Genomic DNA, 22,895 nt, shown 5'->3' with positions numbered 1-22,895 from the left:
GAGCGGACGGATCGTCAACTCGCAGAAATAGGAACGAGTTATTCCGGAAGGTTCGCACGGGGTGTGAATTTCCATGAAAGGCCGTCACATACGGCCACGCATACGACCCGGTGGTGTGCGGGCATACGACAGTGGCCCGGAGACTGTTTCCAGTCTCCGGGCCACAATCCCGGGTGGGCGATACTGGGTTCGAACCAGTGACCTCTTCGGTGTGAACGAAGCGCTCTCCCACTGAGCTAATCGCCCGGGCGCAGAGAGAACATTACCCCATGTCAGAGGGTGCCTCCGACCACCCCGGCCGGGGTGGTGCGCACCCCGACGGGGGCCGCCTCACTGATCGTTGATCTTCCAGGGCATCTGGATGCCGAACTTCCACAGATAGATCCCGCCGAGGGCTGCGGCGATCACGAGCGCGATGCTCGTGAGGATGATGTTCCGGCGGCGGACGCGCGGGTCGAGGGCGCGCTGCGCGGCCTCGGTGACCTTCCGCTTCGTCCAGCGGAGGACCAGTTGCGCCCAGACGAACTCGGTCGCCCAGATCGCCATGCCACCGAAGATCACGACCCAGCCCGGTCCCGGCAGGGGCAGCATGATGATGCCGGTGACGACCACCGCCAGACCCACGATGAAGACGCCGACCTGCCAGCTCAGGTGCAGCGTCCGGCGGGCCTTGATGAACTCCGGCGCCTTGGACCCGAAGGGCTTCTCGGCTTTGACCTGCTCGGCCACGTCGTCGACGGCGGCGGCCACCTTCAACTCGTCACTCCCCGTATTCATGCCGCCAAACCTTACCGGACAGAAACCCGTCACCGGAATGGCCGTACGAACCAATCGGACAGTCCGCCATACGAGCCACCTAAAGACACCCAAAACTCCCAGAGGGGTTTACAACGGCACCGTAGGTGGCATGTCGATTTCGCCGACGTGCGAATCCCCGAGCGCACACTGAGCGAAAGGCCCTGGCGCTTATGAACACCACGGTCAGCTGCGAGCTGCACCTGCGCCTCGTTGTGTCGAGCGAGTCCTCACTGCCTGTACCCGCAGGACTGCGGTATGACACGGCCGATCCCTATGCCGTGCACGCCACCTTCCACACCGGAGCCGAGGAAACCGTCGAATGGGTGTTCGCCCGCGACCTCCTCGCCGAGGGCCTGCACCGGCCCACCGGCACCGGCGACGTCCGTGTCTGGCCGTCCCGCAGTCACGGTCAGGGCGTCGTCTGCATCGCCCTGAGCTCCCCCGAGGGTGAGGCTCTGCTCGAGGCCCCGGCGCGGGCCCTGGAATCGTTTCTGAAGCGTACCGACGCGGCCGTGCCGCCCGGCACCGAACACCGCCACTTCGATCTCGACACGGAGCTCTCGCACATCTTGGCCGAAAGCTAGTCCGGCCACCGCCCGAGAGCGCAGGGCGCCGTCCGACTCGGGGCGACGGCGCGGGTACGACAACGACATATCGGCAGGCAGCAGGCACCAACGCCGGTGTCGCGGATTTCCGCGGCGCCGGCGCCGTGGCGTGCGCGGCGTGAGCCGCTAGCATCGGCCAGCACCGGGCGGGCGCCCGCCCCCGAGCTCTTCATGAGCGGGGGTGAGCCCGCCACCCACAGGCCAGGGAGCGAATCGTGCTGATCACCCACGACACCCGGTGCGCGCTCGACGCCGTGGTCGATCTGGTGAACTCCGCGCCGGACGAAGAGGGCGCCGCGACCCCGGAGAGCGCCGCGGCCGTCGACGGACTCGCGGACGTCGCGGCTCTCAACGAGTTCGTGAAGCGCAACGCGATCAGCGACGTCGGCGTGCTCACGGAGCGCGACCTCGCGGGCGTGCACCACATCCGCAGCCGTTTCGCCGAGGTCTTCGCGGCCACCGAGCCGCATGTCGCGGCGGCTCTGATCAACGAGCTGATCGCGGCCGCGGGCACCACGCCGCGCCTGACGGACCACGACGGCTACGACTGGCACGTGCACTACTTCGCGCCGGGCGCCTCCGTGGCCGACCACCTCGCGGCGGACTGCGGGATGGCGCTGGCCTTCTTCGTCGTCGCGGGCGAACAGGAGCGGCTGCGTCGGTGCGAGGCGCCGGACTGCCGCCGGGCCTTCATCGACCTCTCCCGCAACCGTTCGCGCCGCTACTGCGACAGCCGCACCTGCGGGAACCGGCTGCACGTGGCCGCGTACCGGGCCCGCCGCAGGGAGGCCGCGGGCCTCGAACAGGACGGGCGGGAAGCCCGGGGGTCCACGGCGCCCGCTGCGGCCGCGGCGCCGTCGCCGCTAGAGCAGCAGCAGGTCGTGCAGTGAGGCCATGAGCAGCAGGACCCCGATCACCGCCAGGAAGATCATCAGCGGTGGCTGGGAGAGCGCGAAGAGGCAGCCTCGCGGTTCGTCGGCGGCTCCGCGCCGCTCGGCGGCGGTTTCCCGCTCGTCGAGCGGGGCCGGATCGCTCTGTGTGGTGGTGTCCAGCATCTCGCCGTGATGATGACGCAGCCCGGAGGGTGCCGTTTACCAACACGCGCAGATCGTGGGGGAGTTCGCCCGTTCCGTGACCTTGGTGGGCCCGGCACGGCGCACCTGCGAACGGTGTCCGCGGATACGCTCGAACGTGGTCCCGGAATATGGACTGCCGCCCCGGGCGCGCGCCCCGCGCCGTTGCCTGTTCAGCGCGGCGGTCGCCGCCCCTTTCACCGCTCCGGCCGTGCCTCTCCGGCGCCACGGACGAGCCTCCGACCGGCGTCGGTGAGCGTCGGATGAACCCTCAGATGCCGTGCTTCTTCAGGATCGCCTCGATGTCGCTGAAGTCCTCGCCGCCCGCGGCCTTCTTCTGCTTCTGCTTGGCGGCGGGGGCGGCCTGCGAGCGCCCGGACGAGCCGGACTGGCCCAGGGAGGGGGCGGACGCGGCGGGGGCGACGGCCTCGCGCTGGGCGGCCTTCGCCGCGGCCCTGCGCTCCTTGCGGGTGCCGCCGGCGCGGCGCTCCGCGGCGCGGGTCGCCAGGAACAGCAGCCAGGCCGCGCCGAGGACGCCGAAGCCCGTCCACGCGACCGGGCTGAAGGCCGTCTCGGCGGCCCACTCCACCGCCCCTGTCATGACCAGGCCGAGGGGGACCAGGGAGTACGCGGCCAGGCGGGCGGCGGCGAGGAAACGCTTGCGGTAGGCCGTGACGGCCGCGATGCCGAGGCCGGCCGCGGCTACGGCGGAGCAGATGGTCTCGGCAATCATCCCGGTCCTCCAGGCGTGCGGGCGCGGTGCGGTGTCGCTGCTGTCACCTCCATCCTGCACCTGGCGGGGCGCCGGAAGCCATGGTCACCGAGGACATCAGGGAGATATCCGGGTCGCGGCTCCTCCCCAGGTGCCGGTGGGCGGGCCCCCGGGTCCCGGTTGGGGCCCGTCCCCGCGGGCTGGGACACTGTGCGCATGAGCGACTCCTCCCCCGCGGCCCCCGCCGTCCCCCTCGTCATCGACGTCTGGTGCGAATTGCAGTGCCCCGACTGCCGCACCGCCCTGGACGACGTGAGCGCCCTGCGCGCCCGCTACGGCGACCGTGCCGAGCTGCGCCTGCGCCACTTCCCCCTGGAGAAGCACAAGCACGCCTTCGCCGCCGCGCAGGCCGCCGAGGAGGCCCTGGCGCAGGGCAAGGGCTGGGAGTACGTCGAGGCCGTGCTGGCCCGGGTCGAGGACCTGGACCGCGAGGGCGAGCCCCTCCTGGTCGAGGTGGCGCGCGAACTGGGCCTGGACGCCGAGGAGTTCGACACCGCGCTGGTCGACGGCCGGCACATCCTGATCGTCGACGCCGACCAGGCCGAGGGCAAGGCGATCGGGGTCACCGGGACGCCGACGTACGTCGTGGGCGGTGAGCGCCTGGACGGCGGCAAGAGCCAGGACGGCCTGCGTGAGCGCGTCGAGGAGATCGCCGACCGCCTCCTCGCCGGATAGCGGCCGTCCGCGCCCGGGGCAGCCGCGTTCCCCTAGAGCAGCTGCTTGTACACGGAGTACGCCGTCGGCTCGTAGCCGAGCGACTCGTACAGGCGCAGGGCCGGGGTGTTCCCCGCGAAGACGTTCAGGCCGACGCGGTCCTTGCCCGCCTCCAGGCACTGCCGTTCGGCGAGGAGCATCAGGGCGCGGCCGTACCCCCGGCCGCGGTGCTCGCCGCGGACCTCGATGTCGTACACATAGATCTCGCTGCCGCGCTCCGCGACCCACAGGGTGCCCACGACCTCGTCCGCGTGGACCAGGACGCTGAGGCGGGCGCCGGGGGTCGCGAGGCCGTCGGCCAGGGAGCTGTCCATGTCCGCGGTGGCCTTGGCGTGCGCCTGCGCCGCCGGTACGCCCCGGTCGATCCAGTCCTGCGCGTAGGCCTCCTTGGAGTGCGCGATCCAGGCCGCGTACTCCTCCTCCGTCATCGCGCGCGCCGTCGTGCCCCCGGGCAGCTCGGGCGGGCTCAGGGGCAGCGGCTTGGCCAGCTGGCGATTGCGCTCCACGTAGCCGAGCGCCGTGGCCAGGGCGAGGGCGCCGGACGCGCCCGCGGGCACGGACGCCTCGATGCGGGCGCAGCCCCAGCCGCGCGCGACCTCCTCGGCGGCGAGCGCCGCCACCGTGGCGCGGCCCCGCCTGCGGTCGGGGGCCTCGATGCGCAGGTCCAGGATCTCGGCGACCTCCGGTCCGAAGACGGCGCTCGTGGCCAGCTTGATCCGGCCGACGGGGCGGCTGTTCACGCAGACGTCGTAGTCGCGCGACTTGGCGCCCTTGGAGCTCTCGTGGAGCGGCCCGGACGGCCGCAGGGTCGTGGTCATCACGGGAGTTGTACCCACTGAGCGCCACCGCGTCATCCGGTTTTACGCCCCACGCGCCCACAGCGCCGTCCGCCCCGCCCGCGGGCGCTCGTCCCCTACGGGTCGAGGTCGTTCCCCGCGCGCTCGTCGAAGACCCGCATCGCCTTGGCCGTCACCGGCCCCGGCGCGCCCGGCAGTTGGCGGTCGTCGACGCGGTGCACACCCTGCACGTCCCGCAGCGTGGAGGTCAGGAAGACCTCGTCGGCGCGGTCGAGGACGTCGAGCGGCAGCTCGGTCTCGTGCGCGCCGGTCCACTCCACGGCCAGCGCGCGGGTGATCCCGGCGAGGCAGCCGGAGGACACCGGGGGCGTGTGGATCTCGCCGTCGAGCACGACGAAGACGTTCGACCCGGTGCCCTCGCACAGCTGCCCCACCGTGTTGGCGAACAGCGCCTCCGTGGCGCCCTGTTCGGTGGCGCGGGCGAGGGCGACGACGTTCTCGGCGTACGAGGTGGTCTTCAGGCCGGTCAGCGCGCCGCGTTCGTTGCGCGTCCAGGGGACGGTGATCACGGCGGTGGAGTCGGGGCGGCGCGCGGCCTCGCCGAGGGCGACGACGAGGGTGGGGCCCTGGTCCCCGCGGTCGGAGCCGAGCGGCGAGAGGCCTCCGGTGTACGTGAGGCGCAGCCGTCCGAGCGCCATCGGGTTGGCCTCCAGGACGGCGGCGCAGGCGCGGCGCACCTCGTCCAGGTCCGGCTCGGGCAGGCCGAGGCCGCGGGCGGAGCGGGCGAGGCGGTCCAGGTGGCGGGTCAGCGCGAACGGCCGTCCCGCGACCGCCTTGACGGTCTCGAAGACGCCGTCGCCGACGGTGAGGCCGTGGTCGAACACGGAGACCCGCGCGGAGTCGAGGTCCTGCAGGCCGCCGTTGAGCCAAATCTTCACTGAGTCTCACCTTGCGATGTCGTTCCGTGTGCCCCGTCCTGCCCGCTCGCCCGGCCGGGGGCCCGGGTGTCGTCCCCCGGAGAAGCACAGCACGAGGGGGATCCGTCACTGGGTGCGTACGTGCCCGAGGCTACCTTCAGGAGGCGTTCGGCCTTCAGCTCCGTCTCACGCCACTCGCCCTCGGGGTCCGAGCCCCAGGTGATCCCCGCGCCCGTACCGAACCGGAGGACGCCTTCACTCCGGTCGATCCAGAACGTCCGGATGCCGACGGCCAGCTCGCCGGTGCCCCGGTCCGCGTCGACCCAGCCGATGCCGCCGCAGTAGGGGCCGCGCGGCGCCGTCTCCAGGGCGTCGATGACGCGCAGGGCGCTGGACTTCGGGGCGCCGGTGACGGAGCCGGGCGGGAAGGCGGCCGCGAGCAGGCCGGGCCAGCCCGCGTCGGGGCGCAGTTCACCGCGGACGGTGGAGACGAGGTGGACGAGGCCCGGGTGCTTCTCGACGACGCACAGGTCGGGGACGGTCACCGTGCCGGTCTCGCAGACGCGGCCCAGGTCGTTGCGGACCAGGTCGACGATCATGACGTTCTCGGCGTAGTCCTTCTCCAGGAGGTCCGCCTCGGTGCGCCCGGTGCCCTTGATGGGCCCCGACTCCACGACACGGCCCGTCCGGCGCAGGAACAGCTCGGGCGACGCGGTGGCGATCTCCACGCCGTGGCCGGGCAGGCGAATCGTTCCGGCGTACGGAGCGGGGTTCCCGCGCGCGAGGAGCGCCGTGAGGGCGTCCACGTCGGCGCCCTCGGCGATCGGCGCGGAAAGGACGCGGCAGAGGTTCGCCTGGTACACGTCGCCGGCCGCGATGTGGTCGCGGACGCGGCGCACACCGTCCGTGTACGCGGCGCGGTCGAGCGACGACGTCCAGTCACCGGCGGCCGGGCCGCGCCAGGCGCCGGGGGCGGGCGCGGGGACGGGTTCTTCGCGCACCCGCCCGAAGCGCGCGCACACCAGACGGCCCTCGAAGTCCGCGGACACCGCCCAGAAGCCCGAGGTGTCCAGGGCGGAAGGGTCGCTGGTCACGTCCAGGAGATCGGTCGCGACGAGGCCGCCGAAGCGCGCCAGAGGAGACAGGTCGTGCACGGCTGCGAGTCTATGACCGCCGTCCCGAGCGCGCCCCGGGCCTCGGCGAGGAGGTGAGCAGCGCAGCACGCTGCGCAAACGCGTTTTTGTACTGGCCCAGGAATCCGCTAGAGTTCAACACGTCGCCGGGACGCGGAAGCGGACCGGGAAAGACAAGCGGACGTAGCTCAGTTGGTAGAGCGCAACCTTGCCAAGGTTGAGGTCGCCAGTTCGAACCTGGTCGTCCGCTCGCAGGAACCGCGGGGGATCTTCCCGAACCCCCGTAACTCCTGGTGGAGTGGCCGAGAGGCGAGGCAACGGCCTGCAAAGCCGTCTACACGGGTTCAAATCCCGTCTCCACCTCCAAGGACGATTAGCTCAGCGGGAGAGCGCTTCCCTGACACGGAAGAGGTCACTGGTTCAATCCCAGTATCGTCCACTGGAATCTCTGATGATGGTTTTTGATCATGCAGAGGTTTCCCCGCGCGATTAGCTCAGCGGGAGAGCGCTTCCCTGACACGGAAGAGGTCACTGGTTCAATCCCAGTATCGCGCACGCAGTACGCCCCATCTGGTTCTGCATCTGCAGGTTGACCTGCGCGATTAGCTCAGCGGGAGAGCGCTTCCCTGACACGGAAGAGGTCACTGGTTCAATCCCAGTATCGCGCACCAGCTCCACGAAGCCCCCGGCCGTATCCACGGCCGGGGGCTTCGTCGTGCGCGCTCTCGCCGTACGCGCTCAGGAGGAGAAGAGCATGTGCCCGAAGCTCTTGTGGCGCTTGTGACCGTGGTGGCCGTGGTGGCCGCCGTGCGGGGCGCCCCAGACGGGCGCGGGCGCCGCCGGGTAGGCCGGGGCCGCCGGTGGGGCCGGCGGGGGCTGGTGACCGCTCCACTGGCTCTCGAGCCGGGTCAGCGCCTCGAGCTCGCCGTAGTCGAGGAAAATCCCGCGGCAACCACTGCACTGCTCGATCTGGACGCCATTGCGGTTGTACGTGTGCATCGGTGCGTGGCACTTCGGGCACTGCATGGTCGGCTCAACTCCTCGCCGGTCGTGACTGCTTCGCCGGATGTCTGCCCGGCCGCGGTGCAGTGCACCCTACTTCGCACAGGTCGGCGCCAAGTCGGGCGGGACGGCGGCCATCCGGCGGCAGGCGTCCACGAGGGTCTCCTCGACCTCGTCCAGGGCCCGCTCCCCCGCCACCGCCTTGGCGATCGCCAACGCCGCGGTCTGCACGGTCAGCGCGCGGGCGGGCACGTCGAGGGCGGGCCAGGGGTCCGCGCCGTCGGCGGGCACGGCCGGACCGCCCGCCGCGCGGTAGGCGCTCAGGAACGCAGTCCACTCCTCGGGCAGCAGTAGCCCGCAGGCGTACCAGGCCGCCGGGCGCGCCAGGTCCCAGGCCGGGTTGCCGGTGCCCAGGTCGTCGATGTCGATGAGCAGCCACCGGTCCTCGGGCGTCCGGACGAGCTGGCCGAGGTGCAGGTCGCCGTGGCACAGGTGCGGCGGGCCCGGATAGGGGGCCTCGTCGCGGGCCCACGGCGGCAGGACCGCCCACGCCCGCTCCACCGGGGACGCGGCGGGGTGCGGGGCGGCGGCGCGCATGCGGGCCACGGCGCGGGCCGCCTTCTCGGGGCCGCGCATCGCCGGGAGTCCGGCGGGGAACCGGGCGGGCGGGGTGCGGTGCAGCCGGGCCAGGAGCGCGGCCGCCGCTTCCCAGGGGGCCGCGTCCGGGTCGTCGCGGTCCACCGGGGTGCCGTGCGGCCAGAGGGTGACCAGGCGGTCGTGGAGGCGGTCGGGCCGGGGCGACAGCGGGGCGAGGAGTGTGTCGGCGAGGTCGGGGTGGGCGGCCGTGGCGAGCCGGGCCGCCAGGGTGGGTTCGGGGGTGCCGGGGGCGTGCGCCTTCGCCACGACCTGGGCGTGCCGGACGACGGTGGCGTCGGGGCGGTCGGCGAGGACGCCGTGCGGGTCGCTGCAGGCGCAGTCGTCGCGGTGGCGGGCCCTGAGTCTGGCCTGGGCGGTCAGGGCGAGCAGCAGGGCGGTCACGGGTCCCCCGGGGTGTGGCTGTACGTCTCGCGTGAGAGTACGGGACTCCGGCGGGGGCGGACGGCCCGGTCCGGTGCCGCGCCTCGCCCGCTGCCCGAAGGGGCAGCCGCCCGGGCCGGGAAAAGAAACAGCGCGGGCCGGGAAAAGAAACAGCCCGCGCAGCTCCCCAGCTGCGCGGGCTGTCGTGCCGTCCGCCGCACCCCCGTCCCCACGGGGTTTCATGGCCGGATGTCCCCGCCCGGACCGCTCTTCCGGGCCTGGGGCGCCGCTCAGCGCCCCAGCATCACGCCCACGGACGACGCTTGTGTGACCACTGCCTCCCAGCCGCCGAAGGCGACCGTGAGCAGGGCTGCCAGGGGGAGGACCATGAGCGTGGCCACCAGCGGGTGGCGCGTTCCGGAAGGCCGCACGCCCCAGCTGGAGAGCTTCCGCCCCTGGGTGCGGATCATCGTCCGCGGCGCGGTGTCAGCCATGGTTCTCTCCCTTCCTGACCTGGTGGTGAAGCTGGCAGCGGCGAGTGTCTGACCTCGGGGGACGAGTGCTGCACTCGCCGCTTGACCTCAAATCTAGGTCCCGGCGGAGCTCCGGGCGTCATGCCCTCGTACCGATTGGCTGGCCTCCCCGAGGATGACCGGTCGTCACACAAGTACTCCCGTGGGTGGAGACGGGGGCCTAGGACTCGGGGTCTTCCCGGAGGGGGTGTGTCCGGGCCGCTCGGAGCCGCCCTCCCTCAGGACGTGCGTTCCGTGTGCGCCAGGACGCGGGTCGCCGCCATGGACCGCGCCGTGCGGACGACGGTGCCCCCTGCCCGAACAGCGTCGGGGCGCCCCCGCCGGGTGACTTCGCTCACTTCCGCCACTCCCCTGCGGACAGCTGTCCCGACCCGGTGGTCCGCCCGGCTCGCCACCACTTCGTACGTACGCGTCGTGCCGTCGGCGTCCACCGCTGTCTCCACGCGGTCGCCCTTCACGCGATCAATCCCCCTTCAGCGACAGCTGGTTGGGCGGCCCGTGGGCGGCTGCCGCCCGGTGCGCCGCGGTTCCTGAGCGCTTTTCACGTTTCCCGCCCGGCACTGACAATCGGTCGGCCCGCGAGGGCGCGGCCTCTGCACGTGCCCGGCCACGGAAACGTAAGCTGTGGCTCGTCAGACGGACCGGGCAGCGGGGATGAACATGGCGATGATGCGCCTGAGGCGCGAGGACCCGCGTGTCGTCGGCTCGTTCAGGCTGCACAGGCGGCTGGGTGCCGGCGGGATGGGCGTGGTCTATCTGGGCTCCGACCGCCGTGGCCAGCGCGTCGCCCTGAAGGTCATCCGGCCCGATCTGGCGGAGGATCAGGAGTTCCGGTCCCGCTTCGCCCGCGAGGTATCGGCCGCACGGCGGATCCGCGGCGGCTGCACCGCCCGTCTGGTCGCCGCCGATCTGGAGGCCGACCGGCCCTGGTTCGCCACGCAGTACGTTCCCGGGCCCTCCCTGCACGACAAGGTCGCCGCCGAGGGTCCGCTGACCGCGGCCGAGGTCGCCGTCGTCGGCTCCGCGCTGTCCGAGGGGCTCGTCGCCGTGCACGAGGCCGGTGTCGTGCACCGGGACCTCAAGCCGTCCAACATCCTGCTGTCCCCGAAGGGGCCGCGGATCATCGACTTCGGGATCGCCTGGGCGACCGGGGCCTCGACCCTCACCCACGTCGGCACGGCCGTCGGCTCGCCCGGCTTCCTCGCCCCCGAGCAGGTGCGCGGCGCCGCCGTCACGCCCGCCACCGACGTGTTCGCGCTGGGCGCCACGCTCGCGTACGCCGCGATGGCCGACTCGCCCTTCGGGCACGGCAGTTCCGAAGTGATGCTGTACCGGGTCGTGCACGAGGAGGCCCAGCTCCAGGGCGTCCCTGACGCGCTCGCCCCGCTGCTGCGGGCCTGTCTCGCGAAGGCCCCGGAGGAACGTCCCAGCACGCTCCAACTGTCGCTGCGGCTCAAGGAGATCGCGGCCCGCGAGGCACAGAACCTCAGCGACGTGCGGCCGCCCCCGCCCCGCCAGGACCAGGACCGGCCGACGCTCACCGACACCTACGGCGGTGTCGACACGGAGCGCGGGGAGTTCGGGACCGGTTCCTCGCGCCCCGGCGCCCCGCGCACCGGCGGCTCGCGGACCGGCGGCTCCCGTACGGGCGACCCGCGCACCGGTGGCTCGCGGACCGGCGGGTCCCGTACGGGCGGCTCGCGCACCGGCGGTTCGCAGTCCGGCTCACGCCCCTCGGCGCCGCGCGACACCTCGCGTCCGGGTGGTCGCCCCGCGCCCCGCAGCGGCGCCGGGCGGAAGGGGCCGCGGGGCACGGGCACGAGGCTGCGGCCCGCCAATCCGCGGCTGCTGCGGCAGCGGCTCTTCGTGTTCGTCGTCGTGACGCTGCTGGTCGCGCTGGGGATCGCTGCGGCGCAGGGCTGCCAGGGGCCCGCACGCGGGCTCGGCGCCGACCGTGGCGGGCACGCCGGGGCGAGCGCCGGGGTCGTAGCGGAGCAGGCGCAGCACCCCGAGCGGCCGGACGGAACCGCGCCGGGCCGGGCCCGGAACGGGCCGCGGGGCTGACCCGGCCTGCCCGGGTCAGGCTCCCGGGCGCCCCGTCGCCACCGCGTAGAACGCGACCGCTGCCGCCGCGCCCACGTTGAGCGAGTCCACGCCGTGCGCCATCGGGATGCGGACCCATTCGTCGGCGGCGACCAGTGCCTGCCTGGACAGGCCGTCGCCCTCCGCGCCGAGCATCAGCGCGACCCGGTCCATGCGGTGGGGCGCCGCCTCGTCGAGGGTCTTGGCCTTCTCGTCCGGGGTGAGGGCAAGGAGGTCGAAGCCCGCCTCCCGTACGCCTTCGAGGCCCTTGGGCCAGGAGTCGAGGCGGGCGTACGGCACGGAGAAGACCGCGCCCATGGAGACCTTCACCGAGCGGCGGTAGAGCGGGTCCGCGCAGTCCGGTGAGAGCAGGACGGCGTCCATGCCGAGGGCGGCGGCGGAGCGGAAGATCGCGCCGATGTTCGTGTGGTCGTTGACCGCCTCCATCACCACCACGCGGCGGTGCGACCGCAGGAGTTCCTCGGCCGTGGGCAGCGGCTTGCGCTGCATGGAGGCGAGGGCGCCGCGGTGCACGTGGTAGCCGGTGACCCGCTCGGCGAGGTCGGGGCTGACCGCGTACACGGGCGCAGGGACCTCGTCGATGACGTCGCGCATGACGTCGACCCACTTGGCGGAGAGCAGCATCGAGCGCATCTCGTAGCCCGCGAGCTTGGCGCGCCGGATCACCTTCTCGCCCTCGGCGATGAACAGGCCCTCGGCGGGCTCGCGCTTGCGGCGCAGCTCGACGTCGGTCAGGCCCGTGTAGTCGCTGAGGCGGGGGTCGTCGGGATCGTCGATGGTGAGGAGATCGGCCACAGGGTGATACTGCCTTGTCCGGGGTGAGGTGCCAACGGCTGGGAACGAGTTCCGTTACCGGTGGTTACGTTGGTGCGGTCGGGGTGGTCCAAGTGGCCCCGGGGGCGGTCCGGGGCCTCGCTCAGGCGAGCGGCGCGGGGTTGAGGGCGGCCACCTCGCCGATCACGATGACCGCGGGGGGCCGCACCTCGTGGGTGCGCACGGCGTCGGCGACCGTCGCGAGGGTGGCGTCGACGCGGCGCTGGGCGGCGGTCGTGCCCTCCTGGATCAGGGCGACCGGGGTGTCCTGCGGCTTGCCGTGGGCGGTCAGGGTCTCGGCGATGCGGCCGATCTTGTCGACGCCCATGAGGACCACCAGGGTGCCGCGGAGCTTCGCGAGCGCCGCCCAGTCGACGAGGGAGCGCTCGTCGTCGGGGGCCACATGGCCGCTGACCACGGTGAACTCATGGGCCACGCCCCGGTGGGTCACCGGGATGCCCGCGGCGCCCGGCACCGAGATCGAGCTGGAGATGCCCGGTACGACCGTGCAGGGGATGCCGGCCTCGGCGAGCGCCTGGGCCTCCTCCATGCCGCGGCCGAACACGAACGGGTCGCCGCCCTTGAGGCGCACGACCGCCTTGCCCTGCTTCGCGTGCGCGATGAGGGCGTTGTTGATGGCCTCCTGCGCCATGAAGCGGCCGTAGGGGATCTTCGCCGCGTCGATCACCTCGACGTGCGGCGGGAGTTCGTCGAGGAGGTCGCGCGGGCCGAGCCGGTCGGCGATGACGACGTCCGCCTCGGCGAGCAGGCGACGGCCGCGGACCGTGATCAGGTCCGGGTCGCCGGGGCCGCCGCCGACGAGGGCCACGCCGGGGGTGCGGGTGCGGTGGTGCGGGGCGACGAGGGTGCCGTCGCGCAGGCCCTCCACCACCGCGTCGCGGATGGCGGCGGTGTGGCGCGGGTCGCGGCCCTTGGCGTCGGTGGTGAGGACGGCCACGGTGACGCCCTCGCTGTGGCCGGTGGCCGGGGTCCAGGCGGTCGCCGCGTCGGCGTCGTCGGAGCGGACGCACCAGACGCGGCGGCGGTCGGCCTCGGCGGAGGCGGCGGCGTTGGCGGTGGGGTCGCTGGTGGCGATCAGGGCGTACCAGGCGTCGGTGAGGTCGCCGTCCGCGTAGGGCCTGCGCTCCCAGGTGATCTCCCCCGTGTCGGCCATCGCCTCTACCGAGGGGGTTGCCTCCGGCGATACGAGGAGGAGGTCGGCGCCCGCCGCGATCAGGGCCGGGAGACGGCGCTGGGCCACCTGGCCACCGCCCAGGACGACTACGCGGCGGCCGGTGAGGCGGAGGCCTACGGGGTAGGCGGGGTGAGCGGTGGCCATGGGGTGCGCCTTTCCTTGATGGGGCGGGGTGGGTGGGCTCGGGTGGTGGGGGCGGGGCCCTGCCGGGGCTCCCCGGTCCCACCCCTTCCCGGAACCAGGGGGCTTCGCTCCCTGGCACCCCTGTTTGTCGCGCTGCGCGCTCGTCCTCGAACGCCGGGCGGGCTGGAATTCAGCCCGTCCGGCGTGGGGCGGGGAGGGCCTACTTCTCCGTCACGCCCGCCGAGTCGAACGTCGCCACCTCGTGCATCGCCCTTGCCGCGCTCTGCACCACCGGCAGGGCGAGGAGGGCGCCGGTGCCTTCGCCGAGGCGGAGGTCCAGGTCGACGAGGGGGCGCAGGCCGAGCTTGTTGAGGGCGGCGACATGGCCCGGTTCGGCGCTGCGGTGGCCCGCGATGCAGGCCGCGAGGACCTCGGGGGCGATGGCGCGGGCGACCAGGGCGGCCGCGCCCGCGCTGACGCCGTCGAGGATGACGGGGGTGCGCAGGGACGCGCCGCCGAGGAGGAGGCCCACCATCGCCGCGTGTTCGAGGCCGCCGATGGCCGCGAGGACGCCGATGGGGTCGGCCGGGTCCGGCTGGTGCAGGTCGAGGGCGCGGCGGACGACCTCGACCTTGCGGGCGTGCATCTCGTCGTTGATGCCCGTGCCGCGGCCGGTGACCTCGGCGGGGTCGGTGTCGGTGTAGACCGAGATCAGGGCGGCGGACGCGGTGGTGTTCGCGATGCCCATCTCGCCGGTGAGCAGGGCCTTGTTGCCGGCCGCCACCAGGTCGCGGGCCGTCTCGATGCCCACCTCGACGGCCGCCTTGACCTCGTCGCGGGTGAGCGCGGGTCCTGTGGTCATGTCGGCCGTACCGGCGCGGATCTTGCGGGGCAGCAGGCCGGGCGTGGCGGGCAGTTCGCCGGCGACGCCCACGTCGATGACGCAGACCTCGGCGCCGACCTGGTTGGCGAAGGCGTTGCAGACGGCGCCGCCGCCGAGGAAGTTGGCGACCATCTGGGCGGTGACTTCCTGGGGCCAGGAGGTGACGCCCTGGGCGTGCACACCGTGGTCACCGGCGAAGATCGCGACGGCGGCGGGCTCCGGGATCGGCGGCGGGCACATCCGGGACAGGCCGCTGAGCTGCGCGGAGATGATCTCCAGCATGCCCAGGGCGCCCGCGGGCTTCGTCATGCGCTTCTGGCGTTCCCACGCCTCGCCGAGCGCCTTGGCGTCCAGCGGGCGGATGTTGCCGACGGTCTCGGCGAGCAGGTCGTGCGGGTCCTCGCCGGGCAGCGCGCGGCGGCCGTACGTCTCCTCGTGCACGACCCAGGACAGCGGGCGCCGCTTGGACCAGCCCGCCTGCATCAGCTCCGGCTCCTCCGGGAACTCGTCGACGTACCCGACGCACAGGTACGCGACGACCTCCAGGTGCTCCGGCAGGCCGAGCGCGCGCACCATCTCGCGCTCGTCGAAGAAGCTGACCCAGCCGACGCCGAGGCCTTCGGCGCGGGCGGCGAGCCACAGGTTCTCGACTGCGAGAGCCGAGGAGTACGGGGCCATCTGCGGCTGGGTGTGCCGGCCGAGGGTGTGGCGGCCGCCTCGGGTGGGGTCGGCGGTGACGACGATGTTCACCGGGGTGTCGAGGATGGCCTCGATCTTCAGTTCCTTGAACTGCTTGGCGCGGCCCTTGGGCAGCGACTTGGCGTACGCCTCGCGCTGGCGCTGGGCCAGTTCGTGCATGGTGCGCCGGGTCTCGGCGGACTTGATGACCACGAAGTCCCAGGGCTGGGAGTGCCCGACGGAGGGTGCCGTGTGGGCGGCCTCAAGGACACGGAGCAGGACCTCGTGCGGGATCGGGTCGCCGCGGAAGCCGTTGCGGATGTCGCGGCGCTCGCGCATCACGCGCAGCACGGCCTCGCGTTCGGCGTCGGCGTATCCCGGCGCGGGCGGTTCCACCGCGGTGTCGGCGGCGGGGGGCTCGGCCTCGGCGAGGTCGGGGGCGCCGTCGGTGTCGTCGGTGCCTTCAGGACCCTCGGGGCCTTCGGTGAGCAGCAGGGGCTGCGGGGCGCCGTCCTGGTCCGCCGGTGCGGCGGGGGTGGACAGGTCCTCGGGCGCGTCGGCGTCGACGAAGACGGCCGGGGCGGGCTGCTCAGGGGGGCTTGCGGGGTCGGTCGGTCCGGCCGGGTGAGGTGCGTGCATCGGCTCGTCGGGGTCGGTCGTCTCCGGGGCGGACGGGGCGGGGGTGCCGTCCTCCGCCGCGTCGACGGGTGCGGGTGCCGCCGTCCCGGCGGGCTCGGCGGTGGGCCGGGCTCCGTCGCGGGGGGCGGGCACGGTGGCTGCGGGCTGCTGCCCGGTTTCGGAGGGCGTGCCGGGCGCGGGTTCCGCTTCCGGCTCGGTGCCCGGGGTGGCGGCCTCGGCGGCGTCGTGGCCGCCGGTCTCGTCCGACGGCTGCGGCACGAAGTACTCCGGCGGTACGGAGAGGGGGCGCGGCGGGGTCGGCGCGAGGTGCGGGGTGGTCGGCACCTGGCCGTCGACCGGTACGAACCGGCCGATGGGCGCGGCTTCCTGTACCTCGACGAACGGCTGCGCGGAACCGTCGCCGTCCGGCATCCAGGTGGTCCCCGCGACATCGGGTCCCTGCCCGGAGTGCGCGTCCGGCCACGGCTGCGCGGCATCGGGCGCCTGCGGGGCCACGGCCGCGTGCGCGGCCATCGCGTGCGGCGCGGCGACGAGCTGGTCCTGAGCGGGCGAGCCGAGGGTGCCGACGGGGGCCGGGGCGCCCGGGTGGGCTCCGGGTGCGGCGGCTTCCCCGGCGGGCGCGGCCTGCGGGAGCGGGGTCGCGGCGGACGCGGGTGCGGTCAGGAGCTCGGAGCCTTCGGCTGCGGTCGGGGACTCCGGGGCGGAGGGGGTCGCCACGGCGTCCTGGGCTGCGCCGCCGATACCGGACGCATCCGCTCCGGTCTGGGGCTCGGCCGGGGGTACGGCCAGGGGGGTCGGCTCGGTCGACGGGATCGGCTCGGCCGGGGTGGCCTGGGTGGCCTGGGCGTCGGCGGTGCCGTCGGTGTCCTCGGTCGTGACCGGGGCGGACGCGGGTACGGCGGGGTCGGCCGGGGCGACTGCCGGGGCTTCGGCCGCGACGGCTTCCGCTGCGGCCGGGGTGCCGGGCACGGGTGTGGGCGTGGCGCCGGGGGCGTGCGCCGACTGCGCGGCGTGCGCCTCGGCGGCGGTCTGCGCTTCCGGGGTCGCGTGCGGGGCGCCGCCCGCGTCGAGTGCACCCGGTGCCTCCATCACGCCGGGGGCGTGCGGGGCGGGCGTGGGGTTCGAGGTGTCCGTGGGGTCTGTGGGGCCTGCCGCGTCGGCCGGGCCCCCGGGCTGCACCGGCACGTCGGCCGTCGCGGGGTCGGCGGACGCCATCGGGTCGGCCGTCGCCTCGGGGCCCACGGGTGCCGCTGAACCGTCGGCCGCAGCGGAGACGTCGGCCGGGCCGGAGCCGTCGGCCGGGGCAGAGCCGTCCCCAGGAACGGGGTTGTCCACAGCGCCGGAGCCACCCGGCTGCGCGACGCCGTCCGGCGGGACCGTGCCGTCCGACGGAGCCGAGCCGGCCACCGGAACGGGGTCATTTATCGGACCCGAGCCGTCCACCGGCACCGCGCTGTCCAGCGGAACCAGACCGTCCATCGGCCCGGCCCCGTCGCCCGTCACCGAAGCGTCGGCCGGGACGGGGGCGACCCCATGTCCTTCCGGTACGGCTGTGACAGCTGTGACGTTCGTGGCTCCGGAGTTATCGGCGACGCCCGCGTTCTCAGGGGCGCCGGTGTTCTCAGAGGCGCCCGTGTTCCCAGCGGCGCCGGCGTCCTCAGTGACACCGGAGTCCCCCGTGACCACGGAGACCCCCGTGGCACTGGTGACACCCGTGGCCTCCGTGACCCGTGCGCCCTCTGGGACGACCGTTTCTGCTGCCGCCCCCCGGGAGTCCTGCGGCTGCGGTGTCCACGGCGCGGCCGCCTGCGGCGGGATCTCGCCGAGCTGGGGCCCTGCGAGCGCGCCCGCGTCGTCGCGCGGAATGTCCAGGTATTCGGGTCCCGCGGTCGGCGGACCCGCGTGCCGGACGGGCATCGGGTGCGGCGTACCGCCCGCGGGGCCGCGGTCGGCCAGGGAGCGCACCGGGCTCCCGGCGCCGTCGGGCACGGCGGGCGCGGCGGGGCCGCGGTGCAGCGGGCGCCGGGTGGGGCTGTGCTGCGCGGCGGGGACGGAGTGGTGGGAAGCGTGCAGGGGAACGCCGGTGAGGTCGACGGAGCCACTGTCCCGGCCCGAGGTCTCGTGCGGTCCCGGCTGGTGGGCGAAGGCCGGAAGGCCGTTGCCCGCGGGCCCGTTCGGGCCGCTCTGGCCCTGCGGGCCGCTCTGGGCACCCTGGCCGTGCGGGCCGTCCTGGACGTTCTGGCCGTCCTGGGCACTCTGACCGCCCTGGCCGTGCTGCGGGTCGGCGGCCACTGCCTGACCGACGGCGGCCTGGCCCGGGAACGCCTGCCCGGCGTTCGCGTCGGCGTACGGCTGGGCGGCGGGCGGCTGACCGCCGGTGCCCGGCTGCGCGGTCTGCGCCTCGCTCCACGCGCCCTGGGCACCCGGCATCAGCAGCAGGTCGTCGTCCTCGGCGGGGTTGTCGGAGGGGTCGGCGAAGGTGTACGCCGCCGGGGCCTGCATGCCCGGCTGCTGCACCCTGCCTGCGCTCTCCGGCTGTCCCTCGCCCGGGACCTGGCCGGTGTCGGTCATGCGTACCCCTCGCCCATCGGTTAGTCCTTCTTTGACCGCCCGTCATCAACAACGAGCGCACGTGCCGCGCGGCACGCACCGCGTACGGTCCACAGGCATTGTCGCGGTAGCACCGCCGCCGTGGCAGCTTGATCGGCCACGGTCCGCTGTGGACTGCGCCACGTCGCGCGCCCCGCGGTCCGCCGTACCACACGCACCCCCCAAAACGGGCGAGCGTTCCGGACTTTGACTGACACAGACCTACGAATCGCCGGGCGCCCAGGTGCGGCACAACGATCGGCCAGCCTACCGCGCACGGCGCCGCGACAGGGTCGCCAGGGTCACGGGGTTCGGTCGAGCAGCAGTGCGGAGACCAGGAAGACGACGGTCCGCTTCCGCTCCGTCCAGGCGCGGGTGTCGAGTTCGACGGACTGCAGGAGCGCGCACTCGACGGCGTAGCCGTGCTCCGTCAGGTCCCGGCCGAGGAGTTCGGCGTCGTCGCGGGTCGCGGCGTGCGTGACGATGCGCTCGGGGCGGCGGTCGGCGACGGCGGAGACCACGGCCGCTCCCCCGCCGCCGACGCGGACGACGTCGGGCTCGGGCAGGTTCTCCAGGATGTGGGGCGCGACGCCGTGCACGACCTGGGCGTGCACTCCGAAGCGGCGTACGACGGCGGTGGTGCGGGCGCAGGAGTCCGCGTCGCGGTCGACGGCGATGACGGCGGCGCCGAAGCGTGCCGCCTCCGCGGCGAAGGCGCCGGTGCCGCAGCCGATGTCCCAGACGAGGTCGCCCACGCGCGGACCCAGGCGGGCGAGTTGGGCGGCGCGGATGCGGTCGCTCTCGCCCTCGCCGAGTTCCTGCTCGCCGCCGTAGCTCGCCGCGGGCAGCGCCCAGCCGCGCGGGTCCGTGCCCGGTTCGCGGCCCGCGATCCAGCCGGTGTCGTGGACGACGGGGCCGCCCGCGCCACCGGGGCCGCCGATGACGATGACGACGTTCGGGTCGCGCCAGGAGTGGTCGGCGGCCTTGTCGGAGGTGACGACGGTGACCTGCTCGCGTTCGGTGCCGAGTTCCTCGCAGATCACGAAGGTGCGGTGGACGCCTTCGAGGAGCAGGCCGAGTTCGGCGGGGCCCGCGCCGGGCGAGGTGAGCACGGCGACCTTGCTGTGCGCGCGGCAGACGTTCACGGCGCGGCGCAGGGTGCGGCGGTGGGCGACCACGACCGCGGCGTCGTCCCAGGGCATCCCGGCGCGGGCGAAGGCCTGGGCGACGGCCGAGACGGCGGGGACCACCTCGACCTCGAGGCCGAATTCGGGGGCGCGCAGGGTGCGTACGACGCCGAAGAAGCCGGGGTCGCCGTCCGCGAGGACGACCGCTGTGCCGCGGTGGGCGGCGATGCGGCGGGCCGCGAGGGCGAGGCTGCCGAGGCGGACGCGTTCGGCGGTCGGGGGGACCTCGGGCAGGGCGAGGTGGTGGGCGGCGCCCGCCACGAGGGTCGCGGCGCTCAGGGCGGAGCGTGCCGCGGCGGTCAGCGGCGAGCCGTCCCAGCCGATCACCGTGACCCGGTCGGCCATGGTCGTCTGTCTCCTGGGGTCTCGGGTCCTGCGGTGCGGGGGCCGCCGCGTGCGGCCAGGAGGGAGCGTACCTGGTGCCCTGCCGGAAGGCTCCCAGGCCCACCCCTTCCCCGAAACCGTGGGCTCCGCCCCTGGACCCCAGGGGGTCGGTGTCCCCTTCGGGTGGGACGGTCCGCCCCCGAATCGGCGCTCCGCGCCTCGTCCTCGAACGCCGGACGGGCTGAGAACGACTTCGCCGGTGTGGGCCAGAAGGTGCCGGGCCGTCGGTCAGCTGGTGCAAGTTCGGGCGGGTGGGTGGGAGAAAGCCCGTCCGGCGTCGAGGACGAGGCCCGCGGGGCCGTGGACACCGGTCAAGGCGCCCCCGCCGGCGTCAGTTCCAGTCCGAGAACGACGTGAACCCGCTCTCCGCCAGCTGGTCCGAGACGCCCTCCAGGTCCTCGGGGAGGAGGCTCCAGACGATGAGGTCGGTGCGCACGTCGATCCAGCCGCCCAGGGGGTCGCCGCCGTTTCTGACTCGTGCTATCCAGGCGCCGCGCAGGACGCCCTCGCTGATGCAGCCGATCTTCTGGGCCACCTGCTGGGCGGCGGTGTTGTCGGCGGCCGTGCGCAGTTCGATGCGCTCGAACTTCTGGTCGTGGAAGAGCCACTGGGCGGTGGCGAGGGCGGCCTCGGAGGCGTAGCCCTCGCCGCGGGCCCAGGGCGCGGTCACATAGCTCAGTTCGCTGGAGCGCACCCGCCAGTCGGTGTGGCGCAGCCGCACGGACCCGACCAGGCGCTGGGTGAGGAACTCGGTGACGGCGAGGGCGATGCCGCGGCCCTCGGCGCGTTCGGCGGGGGCGACCTCGGTGATGTAGGCGCGGGCGTCGGCCTCGGTGTACGGCTGGGGCGCGGCGGTCCAGGCGGTGACGAGCTCGTCGTTCATCATCTCCGCGTACGCCGTGATGTCGGCTTCGTCGAACGGGCGCAGCACCAGCCGCTCCGTGCTGATGGAGATGTCGGGGAACCCCGAGGCTGTAGTCATGCGCCGCTCCGTAAGCTTCATGGGCCTGTCGCTCTGTGAACTCTCGAACCGTCGAGCCGTCGAACTGTCGAATCGTCAAGGGCCTCAAGGACCTTCAGGCCTGCCGAAGTGCCCAGCATGCAGCATGGCGGCGCGAGGACGCACCACGGGGTCCGCTCCGGCAGGTGGAGCGGACCCCGTGGGCGGGGACAGGGCACGGGTGTGCGTCAGCCTCCCGTGACCGGAAGGACCGACCCCTTGTACTTGTCCTCGATGAACTTCCTGACCTCGGGCGAAGTCAGCAGCTCGGCCAGCTTCTCGACCTTCGGGTCGTCCTCGTCGCCCTTCTTGACGGCGAGCACGTTGTTGTACGGGTTGTCCTTCGCGGACTCCAGGAGGACGGCGTCCTTCTTGGGGCTCAGGCCCGCGTCGAGCGCGTAGTTGTTGTTGATGACGGCCGCGTCGACGTCCTTGAGGGAGCGCGGCAGCTGCGCGGGCTCCAGGGCCTTGATGGTGAGCTTCTTCGGATTGGCCGCGATGTCCTCGGGGGTGGCGTTCGCGCCCGTGCCCTTCTTGAGCTCGATCACACCCTTGGAAGCGAGCAGTTGCAGCGCCCGGCCCTCGTTGGTGGTGTCGTTGGGCACGGCGACGGTCGCGCCGGAGCGCAACCCCGTCACGTCCTTCAGCTCGTCGCCGTCGGCGTACACCCCCATGGGCGGCAGGTAGACCTCGGTGACCGGCACCAGGTCCGTCTTCTTGGACTTGTTGAAGTCGTCGAGGTACGGGGTGTGCTGGTAGAGGTTGGCGTCGAGGGAGCCCTCCTGGAGCGCGGTGTTGGGGGTCACGTAGTCCGTGAACTCCTTCACCTCCAGGTCGAGGCCCGCCTTCTTCGCCAGGTTCTGCTGGATGTACGCGAGGACCTCACCGGCCGGGGTCGGGGTGGCCCCGACGACGAGCTTGTCGCCGTCGGAGCCGGAACCCGAGCCGCAGGCGGTCAGGCCGAGCGACAGGGCCAGGGCCCCGGCCGCCGCGGCGATGACAGGCCGGCGCATGTCAGAAGGCCGCGACGATGGAGCCGTCGTACTTGTCGTCGATGAACTTCTTGACCTCGGGCGAGGTGAGGAGCTTGGCGAGCTTCTTCACGCGCGGGTCGTTCTCGTCGCCCTTCTTGACGGCGAGGAAGTTGCCGTACGGGTTGCCCTTGGCCTTCTCGGCGACGATGGCGTCCTCGGCGGGGCTGAGGTCGGCTTCGAGCGCGTAGTTGCCGTTGATCACCGCGGCGTCGACGTCGTCGATGGAGCGCGGCAGCTGGGCCGCCTCCAGCTCCTTGAACTTGAGGTTCAGCGGGTTCGACACGACGTCCTTGGGGGTGGCCGCGAAGCCCACGCCCGCCTTGAGCTTGAGGACGCCGTTGTCGGCGAGGAGCTTGAGGGCGCGGGCCTCGTTCGTGGTGTCGTTCGGGACGGCGACCGTCGCGCCCTTCTTCAGGTCGTCGAGCTTCTTGATCTTCTTGGAGTAGACGCCCAGCGGCTCCAGGTGCACCGTCGCGCCCGGGACGGGGACGATGTCCGTCTTGTTCTTCTTGTTGAAGTCGTCCAGGTACGGCTTGTGCTGGAAGTAGTTCGCGAAGACCTCGCCCTGCTGCACGGCGGTGTTGGGCGTGACGTAGTCGGTGAACTCCTTCACCTCCAGGTCGAGGCCCGCCTTCTTCGCCAGGTTCTTCTTGACGTAGTCGAGGATGGCGCCCTGCGGCGTGGGGGTGGCGGCGACGACCAGCGGGCCGTCCTTGTCGCCCGCGGACCCCTTGTCGGAGCCGCAGGCGGTGAGGCCGAGGGTGAGGGCCCCGGTGGCGAGGACAGCAGCGGTGATCTTGGTGGTGTTACGCACGAAAAGTGCCTTTCTCCATGGGTGGTACGACCCCGCGGTGGTGGTGCGGGGTGGTGCTGGGTGAACGCGGAGGGCCGAGCGGTCGGGCGGGG

20 protein-coding genes, 6 tRNA genes and 1 pseudogene are annotated in these 22,895 nt (G+C 73.3%); 9 read left to right on the top strand and 18 right to left on the bottom strand.

Features of this window, described 5'->3' with window-relative positions:
- Positions 1-174 precede the first annotated feature (174 nt).
- Positions 175-246 (bottom strand) — tRNA-Val (locus QUY26_RS33410).
- Between the two features lie 84 nt (positions 247-330).
- Complete coding sequence (locus tag QUY26_RS33405) at positions 331-777, bottom strand: TIGR02611 family protein (RefSeq protein ID WP_289953460.1); 447 nt, start codon at positions 775-777, stop codon at positions 331-333.
- A 191-nt stretch (positions 778-968) separates the two neighbouring features.
- Between QUY26_RS33405 and QUY26_RS33400 the strand changes: the two genes are divergently transcribed.
- Positions 969-1,382: an SsgA family sporulation/cell division regulator gene (locus QUY26_RS33400; RefSeq protein WP_003959770.1), complete on the top strand. Its 414-nt coding sequence runs from the start codon at positions 969-971 to the stop codon at positions 1,380-1,382.
- A 236-nt stretch (positions 1,383-1,618) separates the two neighbouring features.
- On the top strand, positions 1,619-2,293 hold the full coding sequence (locus tag QUY26_RS33395) for a CGNR zinc finger domain-containing protein (protein ID WP_289953298.1): 675 nt from the start codon (positions 1,619-1,621) through the stop codon (positions 2,291-2,293).
- On the opposite strand, the gene QUY26_RS33390 is transcribed toward QUY26_RS33395, so the two are convergent.
- Together QUY26_RS33390 and QUY26_RS33385 are read right to left on the bottom strand one after the other, a co-directional pair.
- Positions 2,267-2,458: a hypothetical protein gene (locus QUY26_RS33390; RefSeq protein WP_289953297.1), complete on the bottom strand. Its 192-nt coding sequence runs from the start codon at positions 2,456-2,458 to the stop codon at positions 2,267-2,269. The genes QUY26_RS33395 and QUY26_RS33390 overlap by 27 nt on opposite strands.
- A 289-nt stretch (positions 2,459-2,747) precedes the next feature.
- Positions 2,748-3,209, bottom strand: coding sequence for a hypothetical protein (locus QUY26_RS33385; protein ID WP_289953296.1), 462 nt, complete (start codon positions 3,207-3,209; stop codon positions 2,748-2,750).
- Positions 3,210-3,404: 195 nt separating this feature from the next.
- Between QUY26_RS33385 and QUY26_RS33380 the strand changes: the two genes are divergently transcribed.
- Positions 3,405-3,923: a DsbA family protein gene (locus QUY26_RS33380; RefSeq protein ID WP_289953295.1), complete on the top strand. Its 519-nt coding sequence runs from the start codon at positions 3,405-3,407 to the stop codon at positions 3,921-3,923.
- Positions 3,924-3,955: 32 nt separating this feature from the next.
- Here QUY26_RS33380 and QUY26_RS33375 read toward each other — a convergent pair whose 3' ends face one another.
- From QUY26_RS33375 to QUY26_RS33365, 3 genes are all read right to left on the bottom strand, one after another.
- Complete coding sequence (locus tag QUY26_RS33375; protein ID WP_289953292.1) at positions 3,956-4,780, bottom strand: GNAT family N-acetyltransferase; 825 nt, start codon at positions 4,778-4,780, stop codon at positions 3,956-3,958.
- Between the two features lie 95 nt (positions 4,781-4,875).
- Positions 4,876-5,697 carry an aminotransferase class IV gene (locus tag QUY26_RS33370; protein ID WP_289953290.1) on the bottom strand — a complete coding sequence of 274 codons (822 nt, stop codon included), beginning with the start codon at positions 5,695-5,697 and terminating at the stop codon, positions 4,876-4,878.
- The gene (locus tag QUY26_RS33365; RefSeq protein ID WP_289953289.1) at positions 5,694-6,830 is read right to left on the bottom strand and encodes a chorismate-binding protein; all 1,137 of its coding nucleotides are present in this window, start codon (positions 6,828-6,830) and stop codon (positions 5,694-5,696) included. The genes QUY26_RS33370 and QUY26_RS33365 overlap by 4 nt, the downstream gene beginning before the upstream one ends.
- A gap of 156 nt (positions 6,831-6,986) precedes the next feature.
- On the opposite strand from QUY26_RS33365, the gene QUY26_RS33360 reads away from it, so the two are divergent.
- The 5 genes from QUY26_RS33360 to QUY26_RS33340 all read left to right on the top strand — a co-directional run bounded on the left by QUY26_RS33360 (position 6,987) and on the right by QUY26_RS33340 (position 7,480).
- Positions 6,987-7,059: transfer RNA gene (locus QUY26_RS33360), tRNA-Gly, on the top strand.
- Positions 7,060-7,101: 42 nt separating this feature from the next.
- A tRNA-Cys gene (locus tag QUY26_RS33355) sits at positions 7,102-7,175 on the top strand.
- A gap of 1 nt (position 7,176) precedes the next feature.
- Positions 7,177-7,248: transfer RNA gene (locus tag QUY26_RS33350), tRNA-Val, on the top strand.
- A 44-nt stretch (positions 7,249-7,292) separates the two neighbouring features.
- Positions 7,293-7,364 (top strand) — tRNA-Val (locus QUY26_RS33345).
- A gap of 41 nt (positions 7,365-7,405) precedes the next feature.
- A tRNA-Val gene (locus tag QUY26_RS33340) sits at positions 7,406-7,480 on the top strand.
- Between the two features lie 67 nt (positions 7,481-7,547).
- Here the strand turns inward: QUY26_RS33340 and QUY26_RS33335 are convergent.
- The 4 genes and pseudogenes from QUY26_RS33335 to QUY26_RS33320 form a co-directional block, all read right to left on the bottom strand.
- Positions 7,548-7,835: a zf-TFIIB domain-containing protein gene (locus QUY26_RS33335; RefSeq protein ID WP_289953287.1), complete on the bottom strand. Its 288-nt coding sequence runs from the start codon at positions 7,833-7,835 to the stop codon at positions 7,548-7,550.
- A 69-nt stretch (positions 7,836-7,904) separates the two neighbouring features.
- Complete coding sequence (locus QUY26_RS33330) at positions 7,905-8,849, bottom strand: phosphotransferase family protein (RefSeq protein WP_436840446.1); 945 nt, start codon at positions 8,847-8,849, stop codon at positions 7,905-7,907.
- 269 nt (positions 8,850-9,118) lie between these two features.
- Positions 9,119-9,322, bottom strand: coding sequence for a hypothetical protein (locus QUY26_RS33325; RefSeq protein WP_289953286.1), 204 nt, complete (start codon positions 9,320-9,322; stop codon positions 9,119-9,121).
- Between the two features lie 199 nt (positions 9,323-9,521).
- A pseudogene (locus QUY26_RS33320) lies at positions 9,522-9,819 on the bottom strand (hypothetical protein).
- A gap of 196 nt (positions 9,820-10,015) precedes the next feature.
- On the opposite strand from QUY26_RS33320, the gene QUY26_RS33315 reads away from it, so the two are divergent.
- Complete coding sequence (locus QUY26_RS33315) at positions 10,016-11,425, top strand: serine/threonine-protein kinase (RefSeq protein WP_289956251.1); 1,410 nt, start codon at positions 10,016-10,018, stop codon at positions 11,423-11,425.
- Between the two features lie 15 nt (positions 11,426-11,440).
- Here QUY26_RS33315 and QUY26_RS33310 read toward each other — a convergent pair whose 3' ends face one another.
- From QUY26_RS33310 to QUY26_RS33280, 7 genes are all read right to left on the bottom strand, one after another.
- Complete coding sequence (locus QUY26_RS33310) at positions 11,441-12,259, bottom strand: TrmH family RNA methyltransferase (protein WP_289953284.1); 819 nt, start codon at positions 12,257-12,259, stop codon at positions 11,441-11,443.
- A gap of 121 nt (positions 12,260-12,380) precedes the next feature.
- Positions 12,381-13,616 (bottom strand): uroporphyrinogen-III C-methyltransferase, encoded by a 1,236-nt coding sequence (gene cobA, locus QUY26_RS33305; RefSeq protein ID WP_289953283.1) that lies wholly within the window; start codon positions 13,614-13,616, stop codon positions 12,381-12,383.
- A 199-nt stretch (positions 13,617-13,815) separates the two neighbouring features.
- Complete coding sequence (cobT, locus tag QUY26_RS33300; protein WP_289953282.1) at positions 13,816-18,366, bottom strand: nicotinate-nucleotide--dimethylbenzimidazole phosphoribosyltransferase; 4,551 nt, start codon at positions 18,364-18,366, stop codon at positions 13,816-13,818.
- A 320-nt stretch (positions 18,367-18,686) separates the two neighbouring features.
- Positions 18,687-19,916, bottom strand: a complete 1,230-nt coding sequence (gene cbiE, locus QUY26_RS33295; protein WP_289953281.1) for a precorrin-6y C5,15-methyltransferase (decarboxylating) subunit CbiE — start codon at positions 19,914-19,916, stop codon at positions 18,687-18,689.
- Between the two features lie 370 nt (positions 19,917-20,286).
- Positions 20,287-20,937 carry a GNAT family N-acetyltransferase gene (locus QUY26_RS33290; protein ID WP_289953280.1) on the bottom strand — a complete coding sequence of 217 codons (651 nt, stop codon included), beginning with the start codon at positions 20,935-20,937 and terminating at the stop codon, positions 20,287-20,289.
- 206 nt (positions 20,938-21,143) lie between these two features.
- Complete coding sequence (locus tag QUY26_RS33285) at positions 21,144-21,968, bottom strand: MetQ/NlpA family ABC transporter substrate-binding protein (protein WP_289953279.1); 825 nt, start codon at positions 21,966-21,968, stop codon at positions 21,144-21,146.
- Position 21,969: 1 nt separating this feature from the next.
- Positions 21,970-22,803, bottom strand: a complete 834-nt coding sequence (locus tag QUY26_RS33280; protein WP_289953277.1) for a MetQ/NlpA family ABC transporter substrate-binding protein — start codon at positions 22,801-22,803, stop codon at positions 21,970-21,972.
- Between the last annotated feature and the right edge of the window lie 92 nt (positions 22,804-22,895).

The sequence above is a fragment of the Streptomyces flavofungini genome, assembly GCF_030388665.1.
Taxonomy (GTDB): Bacteria; Actinomycetota; Actinomycetes; order Streptomycetales; family Streptomycetaceae; genus Streptomyces; species Streptomyces flavofungini_A.
The sequence above is the reverse complement of the archived record's forward strand: the minus strand, read 5'-3'. Positions and strand labels throughout refer to the sequence as shown.